The sequence below is a fragment of the Rhizobium sp. 01T444 genome (assembly GCF_056398305.1).
This window is the reverse complement of the sequence record NZ_JBFTPD010000016.1, coordinates 114,619-135,911: the sequence shown is the minus strand read 5'-3', so window position 1 is coordinate 135,911 and position 21,293 is coordinate 114,619. Positions and strand designations below refer to the sequence as shown.

22 protein-coding genes are annotated in these 21,293 nt (G+C 60.3%); 5 read left to right on the top strand and 17 right to left on the bottom strand.

Going from position 1 to position 21,293, the window contains the following annotated elements:
• Positions 1–8 precede the first annotated feature (8 nt).
• A complete protein-coding gene (locus AC1DTN_RS21505; protein WP_007819912.1) occupies positions 9–1,178 on the bottom strand; it encodes a glycosyltransferase family 4 protein in 1,170 nt (389 codons plus the stop codon).
• Between the two features lie 3 nt (positions 1,179–1,181).
• Positions 1,182–1,757, bottom strand: a complete 576-nt coding sequence (locus AC1DTN_RS21500; RefSeq protein WP_007819909.1) for a polysaccharide biosynthesis/export family protein — start codon at positions 1,755–1,757, stop codon at positions 1,182–1,184.
• Positions 1,758–1,944: 187 nt separating this feature from the next.
• Between AC1DTN_RS21500 and AC1DTN_RS21495 the strand changes: the two genes are divergently transcribed.
• Positions 1,945–4,095, top strand: a complete 2,151-nt coding sequence (locus tag AC1DTN_RS21495; RefSeq protein ID WP_477922508.1) for a GumC family protein — start codon at positions 1,945–1,947, stop codon at positions 4,093–4,095.
• 65 nt (positions 4,096–4,160) lie between these two features.
• Here the strand turns inward: AC1DTN_RS21495 and AC1DTN_RS21490 are convergent, their stop codons facing one another.
• Together AC1DTN_RS21490 and AC1DTN_RS21485 are read right to left on the bottom strand one after the other, a co-directional pair.
• Positions 4,161–5,396, bottom strand: a complete 1,236-nt coding sequence (locus tag AC1DTN_RS21490) for a GNAT family N-acetyltransferase (protein WP_439014648.1) — start codon at positions 5,394–5,396, stop codon at positions 4,161–4,163.
• 125 nt (positions 5,397–5,521) lie between these two features.
• Complete coding sequence (locus AC1DTN_RS21485; protein ID WP_037071678.1) at positions 5,522–5,731, bottom strand: DUF2842 domain-containing protein; 210 nt, start codon at positions 5,729–5,731, stop codon at positions 5,522–5,524.
• Between the two features lie 115 nt (positions 5,732–5,846).
• Here AC1DTN_RS21485 and AC1DTN_RS21480 point away from each other — a divergent pair, with 115 nt between their 5' ends.
• Complete coding sequence (locus tag AC1DTN_RS21480) at positions 5,847–6,950, top strand: COX15/CtaA family protein (RefSeq protein ID WP_477922507.1); 1,104 nt, start codon at positions 5,847–5,849, stop codon at positions 6,948–6,950.
• 317 nt (positions 6,951–7,267) lie between these two features.
• Here the strand turns inward: AC1DTN_RS21480 and ubiA are convergent, their stop codons facing one another.
• The 9 genes from ubiA to cml form a co-directional block, all read right to left on the bottom strand.
• The gene (gene ubiA / locus AC1DTN_RS21475) at positions 7,268–8,182 is read right to left on the bottom strand and encodes a 4-hydroxybenzoate octaprenyltransferase (protein WP_439014650.1); all 915 of its coding nucleotides are present in this window, start codon (positions 8,180–8,182) and stop codon (positions 7,268–7,270) included.
• Positions 8,183–8,306: 124 nt separating this feature from the next.
• Positions 8,307–8,660 (bottom strand): VOC family protein, encoded by a 354-nt coding sequence (locus tag AC1DTN_RS21470; protein ID WP_310382929.1) that lies wholly within the window; start codon positions 8,658–8,660, stop codon positions 8,307–8,309.
• A 204-nt stretch (positions 8,661–8,864) separates the two neighbouring features.
• Positions 8,865–10,685: an ABC transporter ATP-binding protein gene (locus tag AC1DTN_RS21465; protein ID WP_439014651.1), complete on the bottom strand. Its 1,821-nt coding sequence runs from the start codon at positions 10,683–10,685 to the stop codon at positions 8,865–8,867.
• Positions 10,686–10,906: 221 nt separating this feature from the next.
• A complete protein-coding gene (locus AC1DTN_RS21460) occupies positions 10,907–11,671 on the bottom strand; it encodes a bestrophin-like domain (RefSeq protein WP_439014652.1) in 765 nt (254 codons plus the stop codon).
• A 62-nt stretch (positions 11,672–11,733) separates the two neighbouring features.
• Complete coding sequence (locus tag AC1DTN_RS21455; protein WP_439014653.1) at positions 11,734–12,507, bottom strand: sulfite exporter TauE/SafE family protein; 774 nt, start codon at positions 12,505–12,507, stop codon at positions 11,734–11,736.
• 103 nt (positions 12,508–12,610) lie between these two features.
• Positions 12,611–13,534, bottom strand: coding sequence for an N-acetyl-gamma-glutamyl-phosphate reductase (argC, locus tag AC1DTN_RS21450; protein WP_310382933.1), 924 nt, complete (start codon positions 13,532–13,534; stop codon positions 12,611–12,613).
• An 80-nt stretch (positions 13,535–13,614) separates the two neighbouring features.
• Entirely contained in the window at positions 13,615–14,568 is a 954-nt protein-coding gene (speB, locus tag AC1DTN_RS21445) for an agmatinase (RefSeq protein WP_037096181.1), read from the bottom strand.
• Entirely contained in the window at positions 14,558–14,926 is a 369-nt protein-coding gene (locus AC1DTN_RS21440) for an antibiotic biosynthesis monooxygenase family protein (protein WP_310382935.1), read from the bottom strand. The genes speB and AC1DTN_RS21440 overlap by 11 nt, the downstream gene beginning before the upstream one ends.
• Positions 14,927–15,017: 91 nt before the next feature.
• Positions 15,018–16,205, bottom strand: a complete 1,188-nt coding sequence (gene cml, locus AC1DTN_RS21435; RefSeq protein ID WP_439014654.1) for a CmlA/FloR family chloramphenicol efflux MFS transporter — start codon at positions 16,203–16,205, stop codon at positions 15,018–15,020.
• A 280-nt stretch (positions 16,206–16,485) separates the two neighbouring features.
• Here cml and AC1DTN_RS21430 point away from each other — a divergent pair, with 280 nt between their 5' ends.
• A complete protein-coding gene (locus tag AC1DTN_RS21430) occupies positions 16,486–16,863 on the top strand; it encodes a VOC family protein (protein WP_439014655.1) in 378 nt (125 codons plus the stop codon).
• Between the two features lie 54 nt (positions 16,864–16,917).
• On the opposite strand, the gene rpsI is transcribed toward AC1DTN_RS21430, so the two are convergent.
• Both rpsI and rplM read right to left on the bottom strand, forming a co-directional pair.
• Positions 16,918–17,391 (bottom strand): 30S ribosomal protein S9, encoded by a 474-nt coding sequence (gene rpsI, locus AC1DTN_RS21425; protein ID WP_007819867.1) that lies wholly within the window; start codon positions 17,389–17,391, stop codon positions 16,918–16,920.
• A gap of 2 nt (positions 17,392–17,393) precedes the next feature.
• Positions 17,394–17,858, bottom strand: coding sequence for a 50S ribosomal protein L13 (gene rplM, locus AC1DTN_RS21420; protein WP_477922505.1), 465 nt, complete (start codon positions 17,856–17,858; stop codon positions 17,394–17,396).
• Positions 17,859–18,207: 349 nt separating this feature from the next.
• On the opposite strand from rplM, the gene AC1DTN_RS21415 reads away from it, so the two are divergent.
• Entirely contained in the window at positions 18,208–19,041 is an 834-nt protein-coding gene (locus tag AC1DTN_RS21415; RefSeq protein WP_477922503.1) for an enoyl-CoA hydratase, read from the top strand.
• Here AC1DTN_RS21415 and AC1DTN_RS21410 read toward each other — a convergent pair whose 3' ends face one another.
• Positions 19,042–19,878 (bottom strand): EamA family transporter, encoded by an 837-nt coding sequence (locus AC1DTN_RS21410; RefSeq protein ID WP_439014657.1) that lies wholly within the window; start codon positions 19,876–19,878, stop codon positions 19,042–19,044. It lies immediately after the preceding gene.
• Between the two features lie 481 nt (positions 19,879–20,359).
• Positions 20,360–20,683 carry a hypothetical protein gene (locus AC1DTN_RS21405; protein ID WP_113324465.1) on the bottom strand — a complete coding sequence of 108 codons (324 nt, stop codon included), beginning with the start codon at positions 20,681–20,683 and terminating at the stop codon, positions 20,360–20,362.
• A 119-nt stretch (positions 20,684–20,802) separates the two neighbouring features.
• Between AC1DTN_RS21405 and AC1DTN_RS21400 the strand changes: the two genes are divergently transcribed.
• Positions 20,803–21,231, top strand: a complete 429-nt coding sequence (locus AC1DTN_RS21400) for a CoA-binding protein (RefSeq protein WP_477922501.1) — start codon at positions 20,803–20,805, stop codon at positions 21,229–21,231.
• Positions 21,232–21,293 lie beyond the last annotated feature (62 nt).

Here is a 21,293-nt window from a genome sequence, read left to right as displayed (position 1 = left end):
AGAAACATTTACGAGGCGGCCGGGATCGCCTGTGCCGCAGCGGGATTGACGAGTTCGCCGTAGAGTTTCAGCACTTCGCGCGCCATGACCGACGCGGAAAAGACCGATTTGACCGTGTCGGGAGAGGGCATGACCTTGTCGTGCCAGCCGGGTACCGTCAGTGCTTCCGCCATCACCCGCGCCAGATCGTCGGAATCTCCCGGTGCCACCAGTGCGGGACTATCGGCACCGAGCACCTCGGGAATACCGCCGACGCGCGACGCGATGACGGTCTTGCCGGCGCCGAGGCCCTCCAGAACGATATAGGGCATGGCTTCGGCGCGGGAGGGAACGACGAGGTTCTGCGCCATGGAGAAGGCATCCTTCACGCGCATGGCCGGCAGCATGCCGATGCGCTTGCCGAGGCCGCGCTCCACCATCATCTCGCGATAACGGTCGCGTTCCGGCCCGTCGCCGATCATCAGCGCCGAAAGCGGTCGGCCGAGCAGGCGCTCGGTCTTGGCGAAGGCATCGATGAAGAGATCCGGGCCTTTGAGGTCGCGCAGCATGCCGACATAAATGAAGTGCACGGCATCGGAGCGGGTCGGGATGTCTGAAAAGTCCCGCGCGCCGATGCCGTTATAGATCAGACGGTTGGTGACCCGCGGCCGCCCCACCTTGGTCGCATAGGTCTGGCGTTCATATTCGCAGATGAAGACGAGCGCATCGGTAAAATATTCCTGCAGCCGCTCCATGCGCAGCACGAACTGGCCGAGCATGGAGGCGCGGGAATAATGCAGGCTTCCGCCATGCGCGGTATAGAGGCGGGCTACGCGATACCTATTGACCCGCAAGGCTGAGCCGGCAAGTCGCGCAAGCACACCGCCCTTGGCGCCGTGTCCGTGCAGCACATCCGGCCGCAAACTCCTGATTTCCTTGAATGTGTTCCAGAGTACCATGGCATCAGCCGGGCTGATGGAGCGCCGTATCGGAATACGCGTCAGGCCGAGCGAAAGATAAGGACGGATATCGTCGAAGAGACGGTCTTCATATTCGCCGCCGGTCGAGCTGTCGCAGATGATGCCGATTTCGTGGCCCGCCCGGCTGTGTTCCTCCACCAGGTCGCGGACATGGCGGAAAATTCCGCCGACCGGCGACCGGAAGCAGTGAAGAATGCGGAGGGGCCTTTGTTCTTCCATAAGCTAGAAGAGCCGTTCACGAACATAGATCGTGTCACCGGCGATGATCGGGCCGGAAATATTGACGCGGCCCGTCAGCACCTGTCCGTTGATCTTGCGCGTGACGTCGACCATGCTCTGGTTGGCGCGGCTGGTGAAGCCGCCGGCAACTGCGATGGCGTTCTGCACGGTCATGCCGGGAACATAGGCATATTGGCCGGGCTGGCCGACTTCGCCCATGATGTAGACGGAGCGATAGCGGTCGACATCGATCGTGACATCAGGATCGCGAAGATATCCCTGCTGCAGCTTCTGCGCGATCTGGCCGGAAAGCTGCTGCAGGGTGCGGCCGCGGGCAGGGACCTGGCCGATAAGGGGGAACGCGATGTAACCGGCCTGATCCACCGTATAGGTATTGGTCAGCGTTGCCTGATCGAAGACGGTGATGCGCAGGCGGTCGCCGCTATCGAGCGAATAGGGCTGGATCGTCGCCTGGTTGAAGGCCTTCGGCGCCGGCCGATAGGTCGTGCAGCCCGCCAGTGCAGCCATCATGGCGACAAGGCTCATAGCCATCAAGGTCTTGGGCTGGACGAAGGGCATCCGCTTGCTCACAGGAAGATAAATCGGTCGAGCCGTTATCGATCTATTAGGGTTAATGCCCGGTAAAAAATCCGCCGATTTCCGCAATTCCTTTATCAGGAGCGTCTTGTTTGCGAGGGAATTGCCATTAACCGTTGAGTTACCATGGTCGTTTACGCTTGGGGCAGTTCGTATTGGAGTAATGAGTATGTCCCGCGTAGCGAGTGATCAGGATGTGGACATCGACCTCGGCCAGCTTGTGCGCGCGGTCTGGGCCCGTCGTCTGAGAATATTGACGATCACCGCATTGGGTGCGGCTGTCGCTTTTGCCGGCGCCAAGATAGTTTCACCGCAATATCGCAGCGAGACGCGTCTCCTTATCGAGCCGCGCGCTCCCGCATTCGCCAATACCCAGACAAACGACGCCAGTGCCGGGCCACTGCTCGACGAGTTGAATATCGCGAGCCAGGTGCAGATCCTGCAGTCGGCGGACCTTATCAAGCAGGTCATCAACAATCTGAAGCTCTATAATCTGCCGGAATTCGATGCGGCTGCGAACGGCTCTGCGCTCACCGATATCCTCGTGGCGCTGCACCTGAAGAAAAACCCGCTGGAAAATCCGCCGGAAGAGCGCGTTATCGACGCCTTCACTCAGCGCCTGCAAGTCTATCAGGTGCCGGGCTCGCGCGTCATCGGCATCACCTTCACCTCCAAGGATCCAAAACTCGCCGCCAGCATTCCGAATGCCATGGCGCAGGTCTACCTGGCTATCCAGAGTGGCGCCAAGCTCGACTCCAACACCGAAGCCACGCGCTGGCTCGAGCCGGAGATCGACAGCATGCGCCAGAAGGTGAGCGAGGCCGAGAAGAAGGTCGCCGATTACCGCACCACCCATGGCCTGCTGCAGACCAACGGCACCACGACGTTTACCGCGCAGCAGCTCAACGACATCTCCGTCGAGCTGACCCGCGTGCGCACCGACAAGGCGAATGCCGAGGCGAGGGCGCAGGCCGTGCGCAACGCGCTCTCTTCGGGCGAAGCCTCAGACACGCTAAGTGATATTATGTCGTCGCAGGCGATCCAGCGGCTGAAGGCGACGGAATCCGGCCTCCAATCGCAGATCTCCGACCTGCAGACGAGCCTGCTGAACAACCACCCGCGGCTGAAGAGCCTGCGCGCTCAGCTTGCCGATATCCGCGTGCAAATCCGCCAGGAAACGCAGAAGATCCTTGCCAGCATCGAGAACGAGACGAAGGTTGCCGATCTGCGCGAACAGGAATTGGAACAGCAGTCCGATACGCTGCAGGCCAACAGCGCCAGAGCAGGTGAGGACGGAGTGGGTCTCAACGCACTGGAGCGGGAGGCGAATGCCCAGCGCCAGCTTCTCGAAACCTACCTCGTCCGCTACCGCGAGGCCGCTTCCCGCGCCGACCGGAATTCCAGTCCTGCGGACGCCCGCATTGTTTCGAAGGCGATCGAGCAGGTCGATCCCTATTTCCCGAAGGTCGTGCCGATCGTCGTCGTTGCCGCAGTCGCAACACTCATCATGAGCGCGATTGTCATCATGCTCTCCGAACTCTTCAGCGGCCGTGCGCTGCGCCCGGTGGAAGCCCCCGATGTCGAGGACAGGGTCGAGGAAGAAGGGCAGGGCGACGCAGCACCCGTTCCCGCCTTGAAGGTCGCCAAACCGAGCATGCTGACGGCTGCCATTGATGAGGATGAGGAGCCGGAAGCCGAGCTGGTAGGGGAAGCGCCTGCCGACGACAACGAATTCTCCGTTTCGTCAGTCGCGCGTTATCTCACCGACTGCCGCGCTCCGCTTGCCGTATCCATATCTCCGAATGGTGACAATGGTTCGGCCGCGACCGTTGCCCTGGCGCGCGTGCTCGCCGATACCGGACGCCGCGTAATCGTGATCGACATGACCGGCTCCGGCTATCCAAGCGAACTGATGGCCGAGAACCAAGAGGCACTGGGCGTCACCGATCTTCTCTGCGGTGAGGCCGCCTTCGGCGAGACGATCCATGGCGACCGTATGTCCGATGCACATCTGATCCCGCAGGGTGTGAGCGATGTGCGCCACGCCATGCGGGGCGTCGACAGGCTTTCGCTACTGCTCGATGCTCTGACTTCGGCCTATGATATCGTCATTGTCGAATGTGGCGCGGCCGATGTCGCCGGTGTTTCGCGGCTGACGCGCAGCAAGGAAATCGAGATCATCCTGTCGCTGCCCGAGATCGACGAGGCTACTTTCGTCGGCATGATGCAGGATTTCCAGAGCGCCGGCTACGAGCGCGTCGTCCTGATGTCGGGTGGCGAAGAGGCTGCCATGCGCAGCCCCGCGCGTCACGCCGCCTGATCTTTAAATCTTTGTTTTACGCATGTCATTGTCGCAAAACCGCTGCACACTTTTGCGCGACATGCTTACCCGACCTTGGCACGGATATTTTGGGCGAATTTATAAAGGCCAGGGCGGGCCTTGATGAAGGCCTTGCCACGAGTGATTGCCCGGTGCGCCGTGCCGGCTGCGATGCCGATGCCGGAGATTGGCAGGACCACATCGTAATGGTCAGTTTCGACTGGCGCCCAGGAGCGCTTGTAGGTCTGGTCGCCGAGACCGAAATCGAAGAGCGCAACTCCCTGGCCGTGCAGACCTGATATCATCTGCCAGAAGAGGAATTCGCCGGGGCTTGCATCCGCAACCAGATCCTCGTCGATCGCGCCGAACTGGCAGATGACGTGGTCGCCCTTGCGGGAAATCCCCGACAGCGCGGCGATGCGTCCCTCATAGTCGCCCTTCAGGCGCAGGACGCGCATCTGCAGGCCGAAATTGTCGCCATTCCGCTTGTCGATCAGGCCGTGCAGGAAGGCCTTGGTTTCCGCATCCGCAAAGACATCGGGCAGGCCGAGCGAGGCGAAGCGGGCGCTTTTCAGACGGAAGAACATGTCGAGCAGTTCGTGTTGCTCCGAGGATGCTTCAGGCGCGATATAGTCGAAGCCGCCAACCGCCTCCAGCCGCCGGCTCTGCGCGCGGAATTTCTTGCGCCTGCTCTTGGCGTTCAACTGCTGCAGCGTCTTCTCGAACGTATCGAAGAGCGGAAGCTGATAGGCGTGGTTCTGGTTCTGCACCATGGGCAGGCCCGAGAGCATGTTGCGACGGCTGCGCCATTCCAGTGGAATATTTTGCAGAAGAAGCAGATCGGCCTTGCCGGCGAGTGCTGCACGAAGGCGGGCAGCAAGATGATGGCTGTCTACCGTATCGCTGTCTGCGGCAAAGTCCTGTGAGAACAGGCCGGTATTGATGTTGCTGTGGTCGGCGCCGATGAATTTGGCGATCCGCATGCCGCGTGAAGCGACAATTTCCACCGGCAGGATGAAGGCGGTGCGGTTGCCGCTGCTGCCACGCAGGATGGCGAGCGGACGGCGGAAAGCCGCCACCCAGGCGGCACACCAATCATAGCTCTGGTGCAGCGAGGAAAGGTTGTCACGCTCCAGCGCGCGCCATTCCTCTTCCAGGGGCTCCATCCTGTCGAAAAGCTGGATATCGAGTTCGGCCATGGCAAGTTTCACGCTGAGTTGCCGCAGCCGGGAAATGCCGGCTTCAGCTTGCGCCACAGCGTCGAACTTTTGTTCAGGAGCATCGAGCCTCTGCGTCTGCACGTATCTTTCTCCGATCGAGAGATTGCTGCAGAGGAAGGTAAGGCGGCCAGACGTATATTTGGTTTAACCGCCGCCCCTCAGTGAGGATTTCCACAAATCAGGGTTATTCCGTCGTTAATCGGCCCCTACCGCTGTCTCGGACCGGCCATCCACTTGATGATGACCATCGCCGGCAGCACCCAGAGCAGGCCGGTGAGCGCGAAGTAAAGGAGATGCCCCCACCAGGGCGCATTGCCGAGCGTCGCGACCGCGATCGTATTCGCCACGATCGCATAGAAAAGCACGAGGATGATGATCAGGATCGTGCCGATGAATTTGCGAAGGCGGACGGGCATCGTATAACTTTCGAACGGATGGGACTGAGCCGGCGCGACGGCATGCCGCAAAGGTTCGGGGCTTGTTTTGCATCAGCCGCTGGGGCAAATCAACTGCCGGATAAAAGGAGACATCATGGCCGTCGCGAACTTGAGCCCGGAGCAGGCGATCCGCACTGAAGTGCGCAGGCAGGATAACAATCGCCGCGCCGTGCGCATCTGGCTGGGTTTCGTGCTTTTGGCGCTCTTCTGTCTCGTGCTTGTGGGGGGTGCCACGCGGCTCACCAATTCCGGCCTTTCCATCACCGAATGGAAGCCGATCCACGGCGTCATCCCGCCGCTGAATGCCGCCGAATGGGAAGAGGAATTCAAGCTCTACCAGCGCATTCCCGAGTTCCAGCAGCTGAACAGCGACATGACGGTCGATCAGTTCAAGAGCATCTTCTGGTGGGAATGGGCGCACCGGCTGATTGCGCGCGGCATCGGCGTGATCTTCGCGCTGCCGCTGGTCTTTTTCTGGGTGACGGGCAGGATCGAGAAGCGCCTGCGCTGGCCGCTTGCCGGCATCCTGGCTCTGGGGGCCCTGCAGGGCTTCATCGGCTGGTGGATGGTCTCCTCCGGCCTGTCTGTGCGCACGGATGTCAGCCAGTACCGGCTTGCCACCCATCTCGTCATGGCCTGCCTGATATTTGCCTCCTGCATGTGGATCATGCGCGGGCTTTCGCCGCATTCCGATGATGCTGCCCCGACGAAGAATTCCCACCGCTGGGCGGCAGCGATCGCCATCTTCTCCCTCTTCCAGATCTATCTCGGCGCACTGGTCGCCGGCCTCGATGCCGGCTTTGCCTACAATACCTGGCCGCTGATGGACGGCGCCGTCGTGCCCGGCGATCTCTTCATCCAGCAGCCCTTCTGGATCAACCTCTTCGAGAACCCGAAGACGGTGCAGTTCATCCACCGCTTCGGCGCCTACACGCTGTTCGCCCTGGCCCTCATCAACATGGTGATCACGCTGCGCGCGGCTGCCTCGACCACCCATGCACGCCGCGCCGTGGTGCTCTTCGTGCTCGTCACGATCCAGGCGGCAATCGGCATCACCACGCTGCTGCTCGAGGTGCCGTTGCATTGGGGCCTGTTGCATCAGGCAGGTGCGTTGGTGGTATTCGGTTTTGCGGTCGCCAACTGGCGCGGCTATTACGGCGAATATCCCCGCGCAACTGTTATCGCCGAGCGCGACTGAGCAGGAATAGAGACGTCCTTATCCCCTGGCTCGCGGAAGAGTGAATGGGATCAATGCGATGCTCCTCGCATGGATTTGCCGTGACATGCTAGATTGTCGGCTTGGCGCATGGGCGATCCTATGAAGGGGGATGTTCACATGAACAGATTTCGTACATTCGTAATGGCCGGCGCTCTGATCACGCTTTCCGCAATCGCCTCGGGCTGTACATCGACGGGGAGATATGATTATGGCGAGGATACGTCCCTGAATCCGGCCTGCGCCGGCGGTTTCCGTCCCAGCGATAATCGGCCCTGCTCTTATTGAGCCAATAGGGCTCACCAAGTTCCGGTGAGCGCAGAGGCCGCCAGTAATAGCCCGGTCAGAATGTTTGCCAGGAACAGGCGGTAGTTCACCTCAGGACGGGCGAGATCGATGCGCCAGGTCTGCGAGGCAAGGTGTGCGGCAATCACGAGCATTCCGAACGCATAAGGCAAGGACATGCCCGACAGCCAGCCGCCGAGCGACCATGCGGCGATCGTCAAAGCGTAGAACAGGTCAATCATGAGCTTGCCATGCCGACCGAACAGGATCGCAGTAGATTTCAGGCCGAGGCTTCTGTCGTCCTTCACGTCGACATAGGCATAGACGGTATCGTAGCCAATCTGCCACGCGATGGCTCCAGCCCACATAAGCACGGCTCCGGCCGGAATATGGCCGGCAATTTCGGCCCAGGCCATGAGCATGCCCCAGTTGAACGCTGCGCCCAGCACTGCCTGCGGCCAATGGGTGAAGCGTTTGCAGAGCGGATAGACGAACACAAGCGGCAGAACGCAGAGGGCGACCAGCCGCGTATAGGGTGTCAGAAACAACAGGAGAGACGCCGCCAAGGCGAGCTCGACGGCCAGAAAGGTCAACGCCTGACTGACGCCGATCTGCCCGCTCGCCAGAGGCCGAAAACGGGTTCGCTCGACATGGCCGTCAAATTTCCGGTCCGCGATATCGTTGATCGTGGAGCCGGCGCTTCGCATCAGCAGGGCGCCAAGCGTGAAGACGGCTAGCTGCCGGATATCGGGCAGGCCATGGGCGGCCTGAAACAGCGCCGCCCAGCATGGAAACAGCGTCAGCCATATTCCGACTGGACGATCGAGCCGCGCGAGCCTTGTGTAAGGTCGCCATGCGCCCGGCAACAGCCGGTCCACCCAGTCACCCTGATGAATATCGCTCAAGTCCGGGCGGTTTAATGTGTTCATGGCGTGATCCGGATATTTTCGAAAATTCTCAATGAAAGCAGTTATTTCGTGCCTTGGATTGGCTGTCGCAGAATAGAGGCTTTCGGTGGCATTGCAATGATCGTCCCGTCTCAGGCAAACCCATTTAGCCTGCGTGAGAGAGGATATTCAGCAGCTTGCCGGTGGGGTCGCGAATATAGAAACGCCGTACGCCCCAGGGCTCGTCGGCTGGCCCGTAGACGATCCGATGCCCACCCGTCACAGCGCGCTGATGGACCTCGTCCACATCATCGACCTCGATCGAAATGTCGGGCACTGCGGTTCCCGATCCACCCTCCGTTGCAATACCGATCTGGGTGATTGCGCGCCTGTCGGATGCAAGGGTGACGATCCAGCCATGATCCATGACGATGTCGAGATCGAACAGCCCGGAATAGAAATTGCGCACGTCTTCGATGGAAGCGGCGGCGATATTCGGAACGATGCGCAGCACTGTCATGGTGTTCCTCCCTAGAGCGCCGTGCGTCCATTCGGACGCACTAAGGACGCTCTAACTCTTGGAATCTACGCATCAGGCTTTCCGAAAATCGTTCCGATTTTCGGGCCGATGCTGTAGGCGTGAAGAGAAATAGCACTTGGTCGATCTGCGGAACAGTTCAGGCCCTGTCTGCCGAACTGTTCCGCATCTCATAATCCCAGGACCTCAGATGCTCGCCTGCAGCCCATAGAGATTGGCATAAATGCCGCCGCTCTCCATCAGCCTGTCATGATTGCCTTCTTCGACGATACCGTCGCCGGTGAGCACCAGAATGCGGTCGGCGTGGCGGATCGTCGAAAGGCGATGGGCGATCACCAACGTCGTGCGTCCCTTGGCGAGCGTCAGGAAGGCCTTCTGCACGGCCCGCTCGCTTTCATTGTCGAGCGCGCTCGTCGCCTCATCGAAAATGAGGATGGCAGGGTTCTTGAGGAAGGCGCGAGCGATTGTCAGCCGCTGGCGCTGCCCGCCAGACAGCTTCACGCCGCGCTGGCCGATATCGGTCTGATAGCCCTGCGGCAACGCCATGATGAACTCATGCGCATGGGCAGCACGGGCTGCGGCCTCCACCTCTTCGTCTGTCGCATCCGGTCGGCCGTAACGCAGGTTTTCCGCCACAGTTCCGGCGAAGAGATAGACATCCTGCTGCACCACGCCGAGGTGCCGGCGCAGCGAGGCGAGCGTCACATCACGGATATCGGTGCCATCGACTTCGATCGAGCCGCCGGTGACATCATAGAAGCGGGGCAGCAGCGCGCAGAGCGTGCTTTTCCCCACGCCGGAGGGGCCGACGAGTGCCACGAATTCGCCGGGGCGGATGGTCAGCGACAGGTTGCTGAGCACGTCCGCTCCGTCCTCATAGCTGAAATCGACATTCGAGAGCCGGATCTCTCCCTTCGGGGTATGCAACGCATGAGCCGAAGGTCGATCCACGACGTCTGGGTCGATCTCCAGTATCTCCATGGCCCGCACGAAGCCCGTATAGCCCTCCTGCCAGAGCCGGGCGAGGTTGGCCATCCGCTTGACCGGATCGACGAGGACGCCGACGCAGAGCAGGAAGGTCAGGAGATCGGCAATGGTGAGTTCCGCCGCAAGGATGCGCAATCCGCCGAGGATGACGACCAGAAGCGTAATGATCTGGGCGAAGGTCTCGGCACCAGCGGAAAACCAGGCTTCGCTGCGGTAGCCATCGGCGCGACTTTCGAGGAAGCGCCTGTTCAGGGCGGCAAAGCGTTTCCGCTCCAGATCCTCGTTGGCGAAGGACTGGACGACGCGGATGCCGGCCAGCGCATCCTCGACCCTTTCGTTGACGGCGGCGATTTCCTGCTTGCTCGCCTCGAGGGCACGGTTCATGCGCCTGTTGAAGTGCAGCGCATAAGCCACGGCAAAAGGCGTCAGCAGGAGGATCAGAAATGCCAGTTGCGGGTCGATGAAGAACAGGACTGCCATCGCCCCGCTATATTTGAGAATAGCGATCAGAAGGTCTTCCGGCCCGTGATGGAAAAGTTCTCCCAGCCAGAACGAATCGCCAACGATGCGGCTCATCAATTGGCCGGTGCGGTGCCGGTCGTAGAAGCCGAAGGAGAGTTTCTGGCAGTGGTCGAACAGTTCCTGCCGGATATGCGCCTCGATATGCGCACCCATCATATGGCCGCGATAATCGACGAAGAAGATCGCACCTGTCTCGGCTGCCACGATGGCCAGCATGACGCCGCCCATGCCGAGGATCTGCCAATAGGCCGAAGCCGAATCGGCGAGCCCGATGAGATGGCTCATGACGATGTTGGCGCAGAGCGGCAACGCTACTGCGGCAGCAGCAACGACGACGGCACAGGCAGTATCGGCCATGAGCAGCGGAAGATGCGGCCGGAAGTAGGACAGGAACTTGCGCAGGCGCAGCCGGCGCCTGTCGTGGGATTGCGATGCTGTTGAGAAGCTGCGGTTAAGACGCGGCGGGTTTTTCCTCGCGCGTGAAAGCAAACTGGACATGAAGACGGATATCCTGAGTGTTGATCTTGTTCTTCTGGTTGCTCAGGATCGTTTTCATGAGTGCCTCCCATCGGCGTGAAACAGGGGCTGCGCGCCGTTCAAGCAGCACGGCCTTGCTGACAGCGTGCCGCTTTTACCGCAAAACGCAGCGAAAAGCGACAGTCTTTTGCTTTGGCGCATGACGGCAATAGGCTTGGGCGAGGTCTTCGGGCCATTTCCACTTACGGATCCGGCCCGCTGATTTCCTCCTGCAAGCGCTCGAAAGCTGTTGGAAATAGCGTGGCGGGCGGACTGTAGGGATTGGAGAAGGCGTAGATGAAGAAGAGGATGATGCCGGTAAAAACACCGAAGATCGATAATAGCAGCAGGTTGCGGCCATCAGGCGGATAAGGGTAGTAACCGATGGCGGTAAAGATCACCCCCGAAACCGCCGCAAACCAGAAGATCAGGCTGATGGAATCGGTACCGCTGTTTTCCCGCCGGTCTCGGGATTCCGAGATCGTATGGATTTCATCGAGCATGTGGCCGCGCAGGCTCTGCTGTTTGGCACTGACGGGAGCCAGTTCGAGAATTTTCAGATAGGCGTTGTTCCATTGATCCCAGGCCGCCGAAGAGAGTTCGCCGGTTCGCCCGAGTTCGTTCCATTCCTGCTCGATGACGATGCGCACATAATCTTTCAGGGCTTTCTGGATTGGCGCCTGCGCCTCCGGGCCATAGCGCTCGGCATCATAGAAGACATCGCCGACCGCATTGCTTTCCACCGCGCTTTCCGTTCGCAGCGCCTGGTATTCGATCATTTCCTGCGCAAAAACGAGAGCGAGGATGAGGGCATGCAGGCTGGCGATGCGGGTGATGACTGAACTTGCCAGCTCCCTGTCGCGCCCGCCCGGGTCACCGCCCATGAGCAGATGCATGAAATAATAGGCCGCAAGCACCGTTGCGGTCGTGCCTCCAATGATGGCAATGCCGATCAGAACCGACGCCATTTAGCTCCCCTCACATGGGGGAGTGTAAGGCTTTCATAGCAGGCGGGCAATCGTGTCGGGGACTAACGAAGCAGACTGTCGAAGACAGGCATGCCACCGATCGCCGAGGCCGCGATCAGGATGTAGCAGGTCATGCGGAAGGTGCTCTCCTTGGCGAGGCCGAAGAGCTTTGAGCCGCCCCAGAGGCCGACGGCATAGGCGGGCAGCGTGACGATGGTGAGCGCGAAGACCGTGGAGACGAACAGCCCGCCGAAATAATAGCCCACGAAGCTGAAGACGGTGGAGATCGAGAAGTAGAGGATGACGTTCGAGCGCACGCGCGTGAAATTGCTCTTGCCACCGAGCCAGTAGGCGACGACAGGCGGCCCGCCGAGCTGTGCCGCGCCGCTGAAGAGACCGGCAATGAGGCCGATCGCCGCGCTGAGCGGAGCGACCGGCTTGCCATGATAGCGCCAGCCGGAGACAAGCAGCACCAATAGGCAGATGGCGATCGCCGAGATGATCCAGCGCAACAAAAGCGGGTCCATAAGCGCCAAAACCGCCGTTCCGGCCGGAACACCGAGGGCGGCACCTGCTGCCATCGTGAAGACCTCGCGCCTGTCCGCCCCGCGCCATGCGGCGGGGATCATGCCGAGCGTCGCAAGCCCGTCGATGACGAGCAGCACAGGGGAGGTGAGCTTCGGCCCGATGACGGCGCCGGCAAGCGGAATGAAGATGAGTGCTGCGCCGAAACCGGAGAAGCCGCGAGCGAGCCCGGCGACGAAAGCAAATATGATCAGCGAGGAGATGCCGTGATCGGGGAGAGCGGCATCAAACCAGGCGCGCAGGCCGGCCATCAGCGCTTACAGCGTCATCGATCGGGGCTCCGTATCTCGGGAAGAGACAGGGCGGAAGGCCCTGTCTTAACGCAGGCGCCTGATAACAGGCAATTGCTGGGCGTTATACGCCAAGCATCAGGTCCATGTTCTGCACGGCGGCGCCCGAAGCGCCCTTGCCGAGATTGTCATAGACGGCGACGAGCAGCGCCTGCGCGATATCGTCATTGGCAAAGACGTGCAGGCGCATGCGGTTGGTGTTGTTGTAGATTTCCGGGTTGAGTTCCGGCGTGCGCTCCGATACCTCTAAGGGAGCGACCTCGACGAAACCCTTGATGCCGGCATAATAGTCGGCGATCGCGGCATGCAGGTCAGCACCCTTCGGCACCTTGGGCAGATGCGAGAGCTGCAGCGGCACGGTCACGACCATGCCCTGCGCGAAATTGCCGACGACTGGTTGGAAGAAGGGCACGCGTCCAAGCTTGGCGTAGCGCTGCAGCTCTGGCAGGTGCTTGTGCTTGAAACTCAGCCCATAGGGCATGTATTCAGGCGCATCCTCGCCCTTGGCGACATAATCCTCGATCATCGTGCGGCCGCCGCCGGTGTAACCGGAAATGCCGTTGACCGTGACCGGGAAATCGGCCGGTACGAGGCCGGCTTCGATCAGCGGGCGCAGCGTGGCGATCGGGCCTTGCGGCCAGCAGCCGGGATTGGCGACGCGCTTGGCCGAGGCGATGGCGCCGGCCTGCTCCTTGCTCATTTCCGGAAAGCCATAGGCCCAGCCTTCGGCGACGCGATGCGCCGTAGAAGCGTCGATAACCTTCGTACCGTCGTTCTCGATCAGGCTGACGCTTTCCTTGGCCGCATCGTCAGGCAGGCAGAGTATGGCAATATCGGCCTCGTTGAGCAGTGCAGCACGCACCGCCTTGTCCTTCCGGCTTTCGGTCGGGATAGACAGCAGCTCAAGATCGCGGCGCTCCGCCAGACGCTCGCGGATCTGCAGACCCGTCGTTCCAGCCTCGCCATCGATGAAGATCTTTGCTGCCATGATTATCCTGCACTTTCAGTGAGTTCTGGTTGTTTCCGGAATCAGTTTGCCATGAAGTTGAATCAATTTGATAACAGCAGTCATCCTGCCGTCGCGCGCCGTTCGGCGTGGAGGCCCAGCATATACATTGCGACCGTCGCCCCCGCAATGGCGGTGATGTCGGCATGGTCATAGGGCGGAGAGACTTCGACGACGTCGGCGCCGCGGATGTCGAGTTGCTTCAGTCGCTGCAGCACGGAGAGGATCTTCGCACTGGAAGGACCGCCGGCGACCGGGGTGCCGGTGCCGGGCGCAAAGGCCGGGTCCAGGCAGTCGATATCGAAGGTCAGGTAGGCAGGCGAACCCTTCGTATGCGCGATGATCATCGATGCGATGTCCGTCGCACTCATTTCCTCGACCTGATGGCCGTAGAGAAGATGGATACCGAAATCCTCTGGCGCATGAGTGCGGATGCCGATCTGGATCGAGCGGTCAGGATCGATGAGACCGGCGCGGACCGCACGGGCCACGAAGGAGCCGTGGTCGATGCGGCGCTCGTCGTCCAGCCAGGTGTCCTGATGCGCGTCGAACTGCACGAGCGCCAGCGGGCCGTGGCGATCGACATGCGCCTTCAAGAGCGGCCAGGTGACATAGTGGTCGCCGCCGAGGGTCAGCAGGAAGGCGCCGCTGTCGAGAATGGCGCTCGCCTGCCGCTCGATGGCTGCGGGCGTGTCCTGATGGTTGCCGTAGTCGAGCAGGCAGTCGCCGTAGTCGATGACGGCCATCTCGGCGAAGAGATCGCGCTGGAACGGATATTGCGGATCATTGTCGAAGATTGCGGAAGCCCGGCGGATCGCCTGCGGCCCGAAACGCGTGCCCGGCCGGTTGGAGGTCGCGGCATCGAAAGGAATGCCCCATACGACGGCATCGGCTCCTGTCAGATCCTTGGTGAAGCGGCGGCGCATGAAGGAAAGCGCGCCGGCAAAGGTCGGGTCGGAGGCAGCCGATGTCAGGCTCTGTGCCGTGAAGGCATGGTCGATGGTCTTATTCGCCATGGGAGGCTCCTTCCTCTGCGGTAAATTCGTAAGCGCGTTCTACCCGCGCAATGCGAACCTTATATTGCTTGTACCAGCGCTTGCGGCCGAGCTGCTGGGCGGCAAGATGGTTTGCCACCTGTTTCCACGCCTTCAGGCTTTCCTCGTCGGCCCAGTAGGAATTGGTGATGCCGAAGCCATCGGCATCCCGCGCGCTTTCGGCCCCGAGACAGCCCGGCTGCTGCAGCGCCAGTTCCGCCATCCGGTCGGCCATCGCGCCGTAACCATTGTCGCCCTCGGTACGAACAGAGGAGAAGGTCACGACGTAATAGGGCGGTTCGGGCGTGGTGGCGAAGGGCGAGGGCTGGGTGGAGGACATGCTCGGATTCCTTGTCTCTATAGGAAGGGGTAGGCGAGCTTCCGACAGATTTCAAGCTAAGGCGGCGGATCTTCTCCGCCGCCCTTTGATCTCAGCAGTGAGCGCGGATATGGCGCAACGCAAGTAGAGTGACGATACCCATCAACGCGCAATAGCCGGCGAGCGGCCATGCCGTATTGCCATCCAATAGCAGCACGAAGAGCGTACCGACGCAGCCGACGATCAGGCTTTCGATGCAGAAATAGAGCGCAACCGCCGTTCCGGCTGTTTGGCCAAAGGCCGCCAGCGCACCGTTCGCTGTGACTGCGGTCGTCAGCACGATGCCGACGGCAATCACCCACATCGGCAGGACGAAGCTGGCGAATGAGGGAGCAAGCAACACGTCACCGAGACCGAGGAGCAATGCGCCCACAAGAAGCAGGCCCATGCCGCGGGCAAGGCTGCCGGCCATTCCCCATCGCGCGACGAAGCGGCCGGCGAAGCGTGCGGACATGATCATCACCGCTGCGGCCGTTGCGAAGGAAAGGCTGAAGGCGAGACCGGAAAAGCCGGCATGATCGATCAGCACACGAGGTGCAGTGGAAAAGAACACGAAGAAGGCTCCCATCGCCGCGCTGAAGCCAATCGTGTAGGTCCAGAAATGCGCATTCGTCAGGATCGCGCGCATGCTGATCGTGACATTGGCCGCCGCCGCAGGTCTCGTTTCGTGCCAGCCTCTAAATGCATTGAGGGTTGCCGCAAGCATCAGTCCGCCGAGCAGCAGGAAGATGGCACGCCACCCGGCATGATCGGCAATCAATGCACCGGCGATCGGTCCGAGCGCCGGCACGAAGGAGAGGATCGCGCCAAGCAGGCTGTAGATGACGGCGCCTTCCGGCCTTACGGCATAGACATCGCGAACCGTTGCAAAGGTCGCCACAAGTGCTGCCGACGCGCCGGCCGCCTGCAGCAGACGCAGCACGACGAACAGTGCGGCCGACGACGTGGCTGCGAGCAGCAGCGAAGAGGCCGCAAACAGCAGCGCGCCGCCAAGCAGCACCGGGCGGCGGCCGATCCGGTCAGACAGAGGGCCGAAGAGCATCTGTCCGGCGCCGAGGATCAGCATGTAGAGGCTGAGCGTCAGTTGAACGACTGTCGCCGATGTGCCGAGTGCTTCAGGCATCGTCGGGACGACGGGGAGATAGATATCCATGGCAAGCGAGGCCAGGATATCGAAGGGCGCCAGAAGCAGCAGCGCTGCCGGCAGGGAGCAAGTCCAGTTCCTGTTTTGGGAAGGCATAGGTATTCATCCGCTCGAATGAGTTCATCCGTCGGCGATCTGCCTTCTCATCGCAGTCTGGATTGATCGGACAGATGCCGCAACAACTTCAAAAGGTTGCTGCGGCCTATCTGTCTGCGGACGGGGTGGCTCCCATGTGAGGTCCTGTCTTGTCCGATTTGAAACCTGATGCGGCTTTAGCAGCCGGCAGTACCGGCGACAATAGGTGAGTGTGGCGCGTTGACTTCGCAAACCGCTTCCAAGAAGCTGCGCCGACGGAACCAGGAAGGAGCCACGGGCAATGTTCGACCACATTTCAATCGGGGTAAAAAGCCTCGATAGATCGCGCCAGTTTTACGATGCGGTACTTGCGCCGCTCGGCTATGAGCGTCTGTCGAATTTCGACGGAACGATGGGATACGGCGCCGAGAGGCCTGCCTTCTGGGTGAGTGAAGTAGAGCGCCCGGTGCCGGCCGATCGCGGCTCTGGACTGCATTTCTGCTTCGTCGCCACGAGTGAGGAGGCCGTCAATGCCTTTTATGCCGCAGCACTTGCCAATGGCGGAGAGGACAATGGTGCGCCGGGCATCCGTCCCGACTACAGCCAGTTCTATTATGCCGCCTTTATCATCGATCCTGATGGATATCGGCTTGAGGCTTTCTTCAACAAGCCCGAATAAACGAAAAGGCCGGGCGAAAACCCGGCCTTTCCATGAAAGCATGTCCGAAAGCGATTAGCGCTTCGAGAACTGGAACGAACGGCGGGCCTTGGCCTTACCGTACTTCTTACGTTCGACGACGCGGCTGTCGCGGGTCAGGAAGCCACCCTTCTTCAGCACCGAGCGCAGGCCCGGTTCGAAGTAGGTGAGGGCCTTCGAAAGACCGTGGCGAACGGCACCGGCCTGGCCGGAAAGACCGCCGCCGGCAACGGTTGCTACGATGTCGAACTGGCCGTCGCGGGCAGCAGCAACGATCGGCTGGCGCAGGATCATCTGCAGAACCGGACGAGCGAAGTATTCCGCAAATTCCTTGCCGTTGACGATGATCTTGCCGGAGCCCGGCTTGACCCAGACGCGGGCAACAGCATTCTTGCGCTTACCGGTCGCGTAGGAGCGGCCAAGCGAGTCGACCTTGCGGACGTGAGCCGGAGCAGCAGCAGCTACTTCAGACGACGTGCCGAGATCCTTCAGGGAAGAGAGGTCAGCCACTATCAGGCGCTCCTTACGTTCTTCTTGTTCAGCGAGGCGACGTCGAGGACGGACGGCTGCTGGGCTTCGTGGGGATGGTTCGGGCCGGAGTAGACGCGCAGGTTCTTCATCTGGCGACGGCCGAGCGGGCCGCGGGGAACCATGCGCTCAACAGCCTTCTCGAGGACACGCTCCGGGAAGCGGCCTTCGATGATCTGGCGAGCCGTACGCTCCTTGATACTGCCGGCATAACCGGTGTGCCAGTAGTAAACCTTGTCGGAATACTTCTTGCCGGTGAAAACGACCTTGTCGGCGTTGATGACGATAACGTTGTCGCCGTCGTCAACGTGAGGCGTGAAAGTTGCCTTGTGCTTGCCGCGCAGACGCATAGCGATAACGGAAGCGAGACGGCCAACGACGAGCCCTTCGGCGTCGATGACGACCCACTTCTTCTCCACCTCTGCAGGCTTCTGGGAGAAGGTTGCCATAATTGTTACTCTCTCTTGGATCCCCATGCCCGAAGGCGAGGGGCGTTTCTTGTTGCTTGGTTGGTCGGCCGTAAGACAGACCAAAAAGAAAGCAGCCCGCAAAGGCTGCATTTCCGGTGCGGCTTATAGCGACAATCGATTAGCCGGTCAATACAAGCCATTTTGACGATCGGAAAAATAAGTAAATAAAAACAATATCTTAACAGTGCGGTATGTGAATACCCCATCTTAGGGTGCCTGAAAACAGGAAGTTTCGCCCTTCAAGGCCGTCGCATTGCGGTATTCGGCTCGAAATCGCCCCACCCTTGTGGCACAAAAGCGGGATTTAGACAGCACACAGGAACATGCAATGGCCGAGATCGTATCCTTCCGCAAGGACAACAACAATTCAGGCGAGGGCGCCCTCGTGCTCCGTCAGCTTTCCGGCGGCATATTGCGCCTGACGCTCAACAATCCGCCGGCCAATGTTCTGTCGATATCGACAATGGAAACGCTGATGGGCGAGCTGCAGGGTGCAGCCGAGGACGAGGACGTCCGCATCGTCGTCATCGCTTCGACCGGCAATATCTTTTCCGCCGGTCATGACCTCAAGGAGCTGACCGCTCATCGCGCCGACGAGGACGAAGGTGTCGCCTTCTTCGAAGAGGCCTTTGCGCTGGCCGCCGATCTGATGCTGGAGATCAATCGCTTGCCAAAGCCGGTCATCGCCGAGATCGACGGACTCGCGACCGCAGCGGGCTGCCAACTCGTCGCGAGCTGCGATCTCGCGATCTGCACGGATACGTCCACCTTCTGCACGCCAGGCGTTAATATCGGGCTTTTCTGCTCGACGCCGGCTGTCGCCGTTTCGCGCGCCGCCCACCGCAAGCAGGCGATGGAGATGTTGCTGACGGGCGAGACGATCGACGCCTCAACTGCAAAGGATTTCGGTCTGGTCAACCGTATCGTGCCGAAGCAGTACCTCACGCAGGTGGTCAACAAATACGCTTCCGTCATCGCCTCGAAGTCGCCGCAGGCGCTGAGGATCGGCAAGGAAACCTTTTACAAGCAGCTCGAAATGCCCGTCGCGGAAGCCTATGATTATGCCGCAAGCGTGATGGTCGACAGCATGCTGACCGATGATGCGCAAGAGGGCATCGGCGCCTTCCTTGGCAAGCGCACGCCCGAATGGAAGGGCGAGTGATCAGGCAAGTTTCAGGATCAGCCCGCCGAGCGCGATGATGATGCCGGCGAGGTAACGCCAGATGCTGGCTTTTTCCTTCAGCACCAGAACCGAGATGACAAGCGCAAACAGGATGGCGGTTTCCCGCAGCGCCGCCACCGTCGCAACCGGAGCCTTCGTCATCGCCCAGAGCGCCAACCCGTAGGAGGCAATCGAGCCCGCCCCGCCGATCAGCCCGCGCCACCAGTTGCGCCTGACGTGAGTGGCGACAGTCAACAGACCGCGCTGTGAAAGCGCCCAGGCAAAGAGCAGAACCGGCGGCAGAAGCGACATCCACAGCGTGTAGGAAATCGCATTGCCCGAAAGCCGTGCGCCGATGCCGTCCACATAGGTATAGGTGGCGATGACGCAGGCGTTGATGAGCGCCAGCATGATCGCGTGACGGCTGCCGTGGCGGGCTTCGAAGGCGAGCGTCAGGATGCCAACGCAGATCGTCATGGTTCCGACAAGCGCTCCACCCGTCAGATGCTCTCCCAGGATGAAGCCGCTGGTGGCGACGATGAGCAGGGGCGCGCCGCCACGCATCAGCGGATAGACCAGGCCGATATCGCCGGCCCTGTAGGCGGCGGCGACCAGCTGGAAATAGGCAAATTGCAGGATGGCGGAAGCGCCGATGAAGGGCCAGGCCTGTGGCTGCGGCAGGGGGAGCAACGGTAGGAAAGGTAGCGAGGCGACAGCGCCGCCTGCAGAGATCAGCGCCGCATCAAGCGATTTGTCCTTGCCGGCTTTGATGATGGCATTCCATGTCGCATGCAGAAGAGCACCGAAAAGGACGAGAAGAAGAACATCGAGGGGCAAGGTGGATGGTCCAGGAGCAGTGCAACAAAATTGGGGAAAACATCACAGCTTTCCCGTTTGAACCTGCCTTGAAATAACAACCTGGGTTTGCGTGATTTGCCCCGGAAGGTGTACTCCGCACGGTCGAATTTTCAATAGCATGGATTGATCAGGTGAACAATTGCCCATCGTTGTAGCAATTTCTGCGTGCGCTCGAAATACGTTCAATTACGCTCAGCTCACACAACTATGAGATGTCGCTAATGGACGCATGAACATATCGTGATCAAATTATGTATGAAAGGTGAAATTCATCTGTAGAAAGAGAGTGTCGACAATCCTATGATGCTGAAATATAGACATTATTCTATAACTTTGAAATGATTATAAATTAACAACCGGGAGAGGTGTCGCCGATATTTTGTATCCCTAGATTGATCGTCCGATCCTTTCGCAGGTGCGAAAGGATCGATAATATTCACAATTCCGAATAAATGCAGAGTTAGAGACTATAGTGTGGAATGAACAGCATCCCGTCCAGGTTGTCGATATTCTGGCAGTTCAGCACCCGGCACTTGGGGTTGTCCTTGGAAGGAATGCTCGTCCATTCCGCATAATCGGTCGCGTCGCAATAGTAGCTGTTGCGGACATAGCGGTCGTAGAGAGGAAGGCCGCGCGGCGAGGTATAGCGAAAGATGACGGCGCCTTCGTTGTGGATCGCCGCCCGCACGCTCTGGCAGCTCATGGCAAGCGGATTGTAGCGTGAGATCGCAAGCGTCGGCGAGGCAGCTAGCACGAGCGCGAGCGCAAGGATTATTTTTTTCATGGCATAATTTCTCCCTGATATTTCCGGCACCTATATATACGTCGAAACGAGCCGCCCGGTTTCAATGAATCGCGACTGTCAAATCCGCCTCCTGCGGCACCAGACCGGAGACACCAGATATGGATCATGATGCCTACGCCGACGACTATCTTTCCGGCATTCTGAAATCCGTCAAAACCATCGCGCTGACGGGGGCTTCGCCCAATCCGGCCCGGCCGAGCAATGGTGTCATGGGCTATCTCCTGTCGCGCGGATACAAGGTCATTCCCGTCAATCCGGGGCAGGCGGGCAAGCAGATCCAGGGCCAGACCGTTTACCCACGTCTCGCCGACATTCCCGAACCGGTCGACATGGTCGATGTCTTCCGCGCATCCGAATATCTTGATGGGGTGGTGGACGAAGCGCTGGCACTCGAGCCCCGCCCGCAGGTTGTGTGGGCGCAGCTCGGCGTAAGCGACGACGCGGCCGCCRCCAAGGCCGAAGCCGGCGGCATCAAGGTCGTCATGAACCGTTGCCCGGCGATCGAGTATCCGCGTCTTTTTGGTTGACGCGGTCGGGCAGAACGGATTTTCCTCGGAACGCGCCGCGGTTGAAAAAGATCGCGGTTAAC

What these genes read in the sequence shown, in the direction of transcription:
- ubiA (WP_439014650.1), bottom strand. Translation starts at nt 8,182, where the DNA reads ATGAACACATTAAACCGCCCGGACTTGAGCGATATTCATCAGGGTGAC.
- AC1DTN_RS21480 (WP_477922507.1), top strand. Translation starts at nt 5,847, where the DNA reads ATGGCCGTCGCGAACTTGAGCCCGGAGCAGGCGATCCGCACTGAAGTG.
- AC1DTN_RS21485 (WP_037071678.1), bottom strand. Translation starts at nt 5,731, where the DNA reads ATGCCCGTCCGCCTTCGCAAATTCATCGGCACGATCCTGATCATCATC.
- rplM (WP_477922505.1), bottom strand. Translation starts at nt 17,858, where the DNA reads ATGGCAACCTTCTCCCAGAAGCCTGCAGAGGTGGAGAAGAAGTGGGTC.
- argC (WP_310382933.1), bottom strand. Translation starts at nt 13,534, where the DNA reads ATGGCAGCAAAGATCTTCATCGATGGCGAGGCTGGAACGACGGGTCTG.
- AC1DTN_RS21500 (WP_007819909.1), bottom strand. Translation starts at nt 1,757, where the DNA reads ATGCCCTTCGTCCAGCCCAAGACCTTGATGGCTATGAGCCTTGTCGCC.
- AC1DTN_RS21470 (WP_310382929.1), bottom strand. Translation starts at nt 8,660, where the DNA reads ATGACAGTGCTGCGCATCGTTCCGAATATCGCCGCCGCTTCCATCGAA.
- AC1DTN_RS21415 (WP_477922503.1), top strand. Translation starts at nt 18,208, where the DNA reads ATGGCCGAGATCGTATCCTTCCGCAAGGACAACAACAATTCAGGCGAG.
- AC1DTN_RS21460 (WP_439014652.1), bottom strand. Translation starts at nt 11,671, where the DNA reads ATGGCGTCGGTTCTGATCGGCATTGCCATCATTGGAGGCACGACCGCA.
- AC1DTN_RS21465 (WP_439014651.1), bottom strand. Translation starts at nt 10,685, where the DNA reads ATGTCCAGTTTGCTTTCACGCGCGAGGAAAAACCCGCCGCGTCTTAAC.
- AC1DTN_RS21495 (WP_477922508.1), top strand. Translation starts at nt 1,945, where the DNA reads ATGTCCCGCGTAGCGAGTGATCAGGATGTGGACATCGACCTCGGCCAG.
- speB (WP_037096181.1), bottom strand. Translation starts at nt 14,568, where the DNA reads ATGGCGAATAAGACCATCGACCATGCCTTCACGGCACAGAGCCTGACA.
- AC1DTN_RS21405 (WP_113324465.1), bottom strand. Translation starts at nt 20,683, where the DNA reads ATGAAAAAAATAATCCTTGCGCTCGCGCTCGTGCTAGCTGCCTCGCCG.
- AC1DTN_RS21505 (WP_007819912.1), bottom strand. Translation starts at nt 1,178, where the DNA reads ATGGAAGAACAAAGGCCCCTCCGCATTCTTCACTGCTTCCGGTCGCCG.
- AC1DTN_RS21440 (WP_310382935.1), bottom strand. Translation starts at nt 14,926, where the DNA reads ATGTCCTCCACCCAGCCCTCGCCCTTCGCCACCACGCCCGAACCGCCC.
- cml (WP_439014654.1), bottom strand. Translation starts at nt 16,205, where the DNA reads ATGCCTTCCCAAAACAGGAACTGGACTTGCTCCCTGCCGGCAGCGCTG.
- AC1DTN_RS21430 (WP_439014655.1), top strand. Translation starts at nt 16,486, where the DNA reads ATGTTCGACCACATTTCAATCGGGGTAAAAAGCCTCGATAGATCGCGC.
- AC1DTN_RS21455 (WP_439014653.1), bottom strand. Translation starts at nt 12,507, where the DNA reads ATGGCCGGCCTGCGCGCCTGGTTTGATGCCGCTCTCCCCGATCACGGC.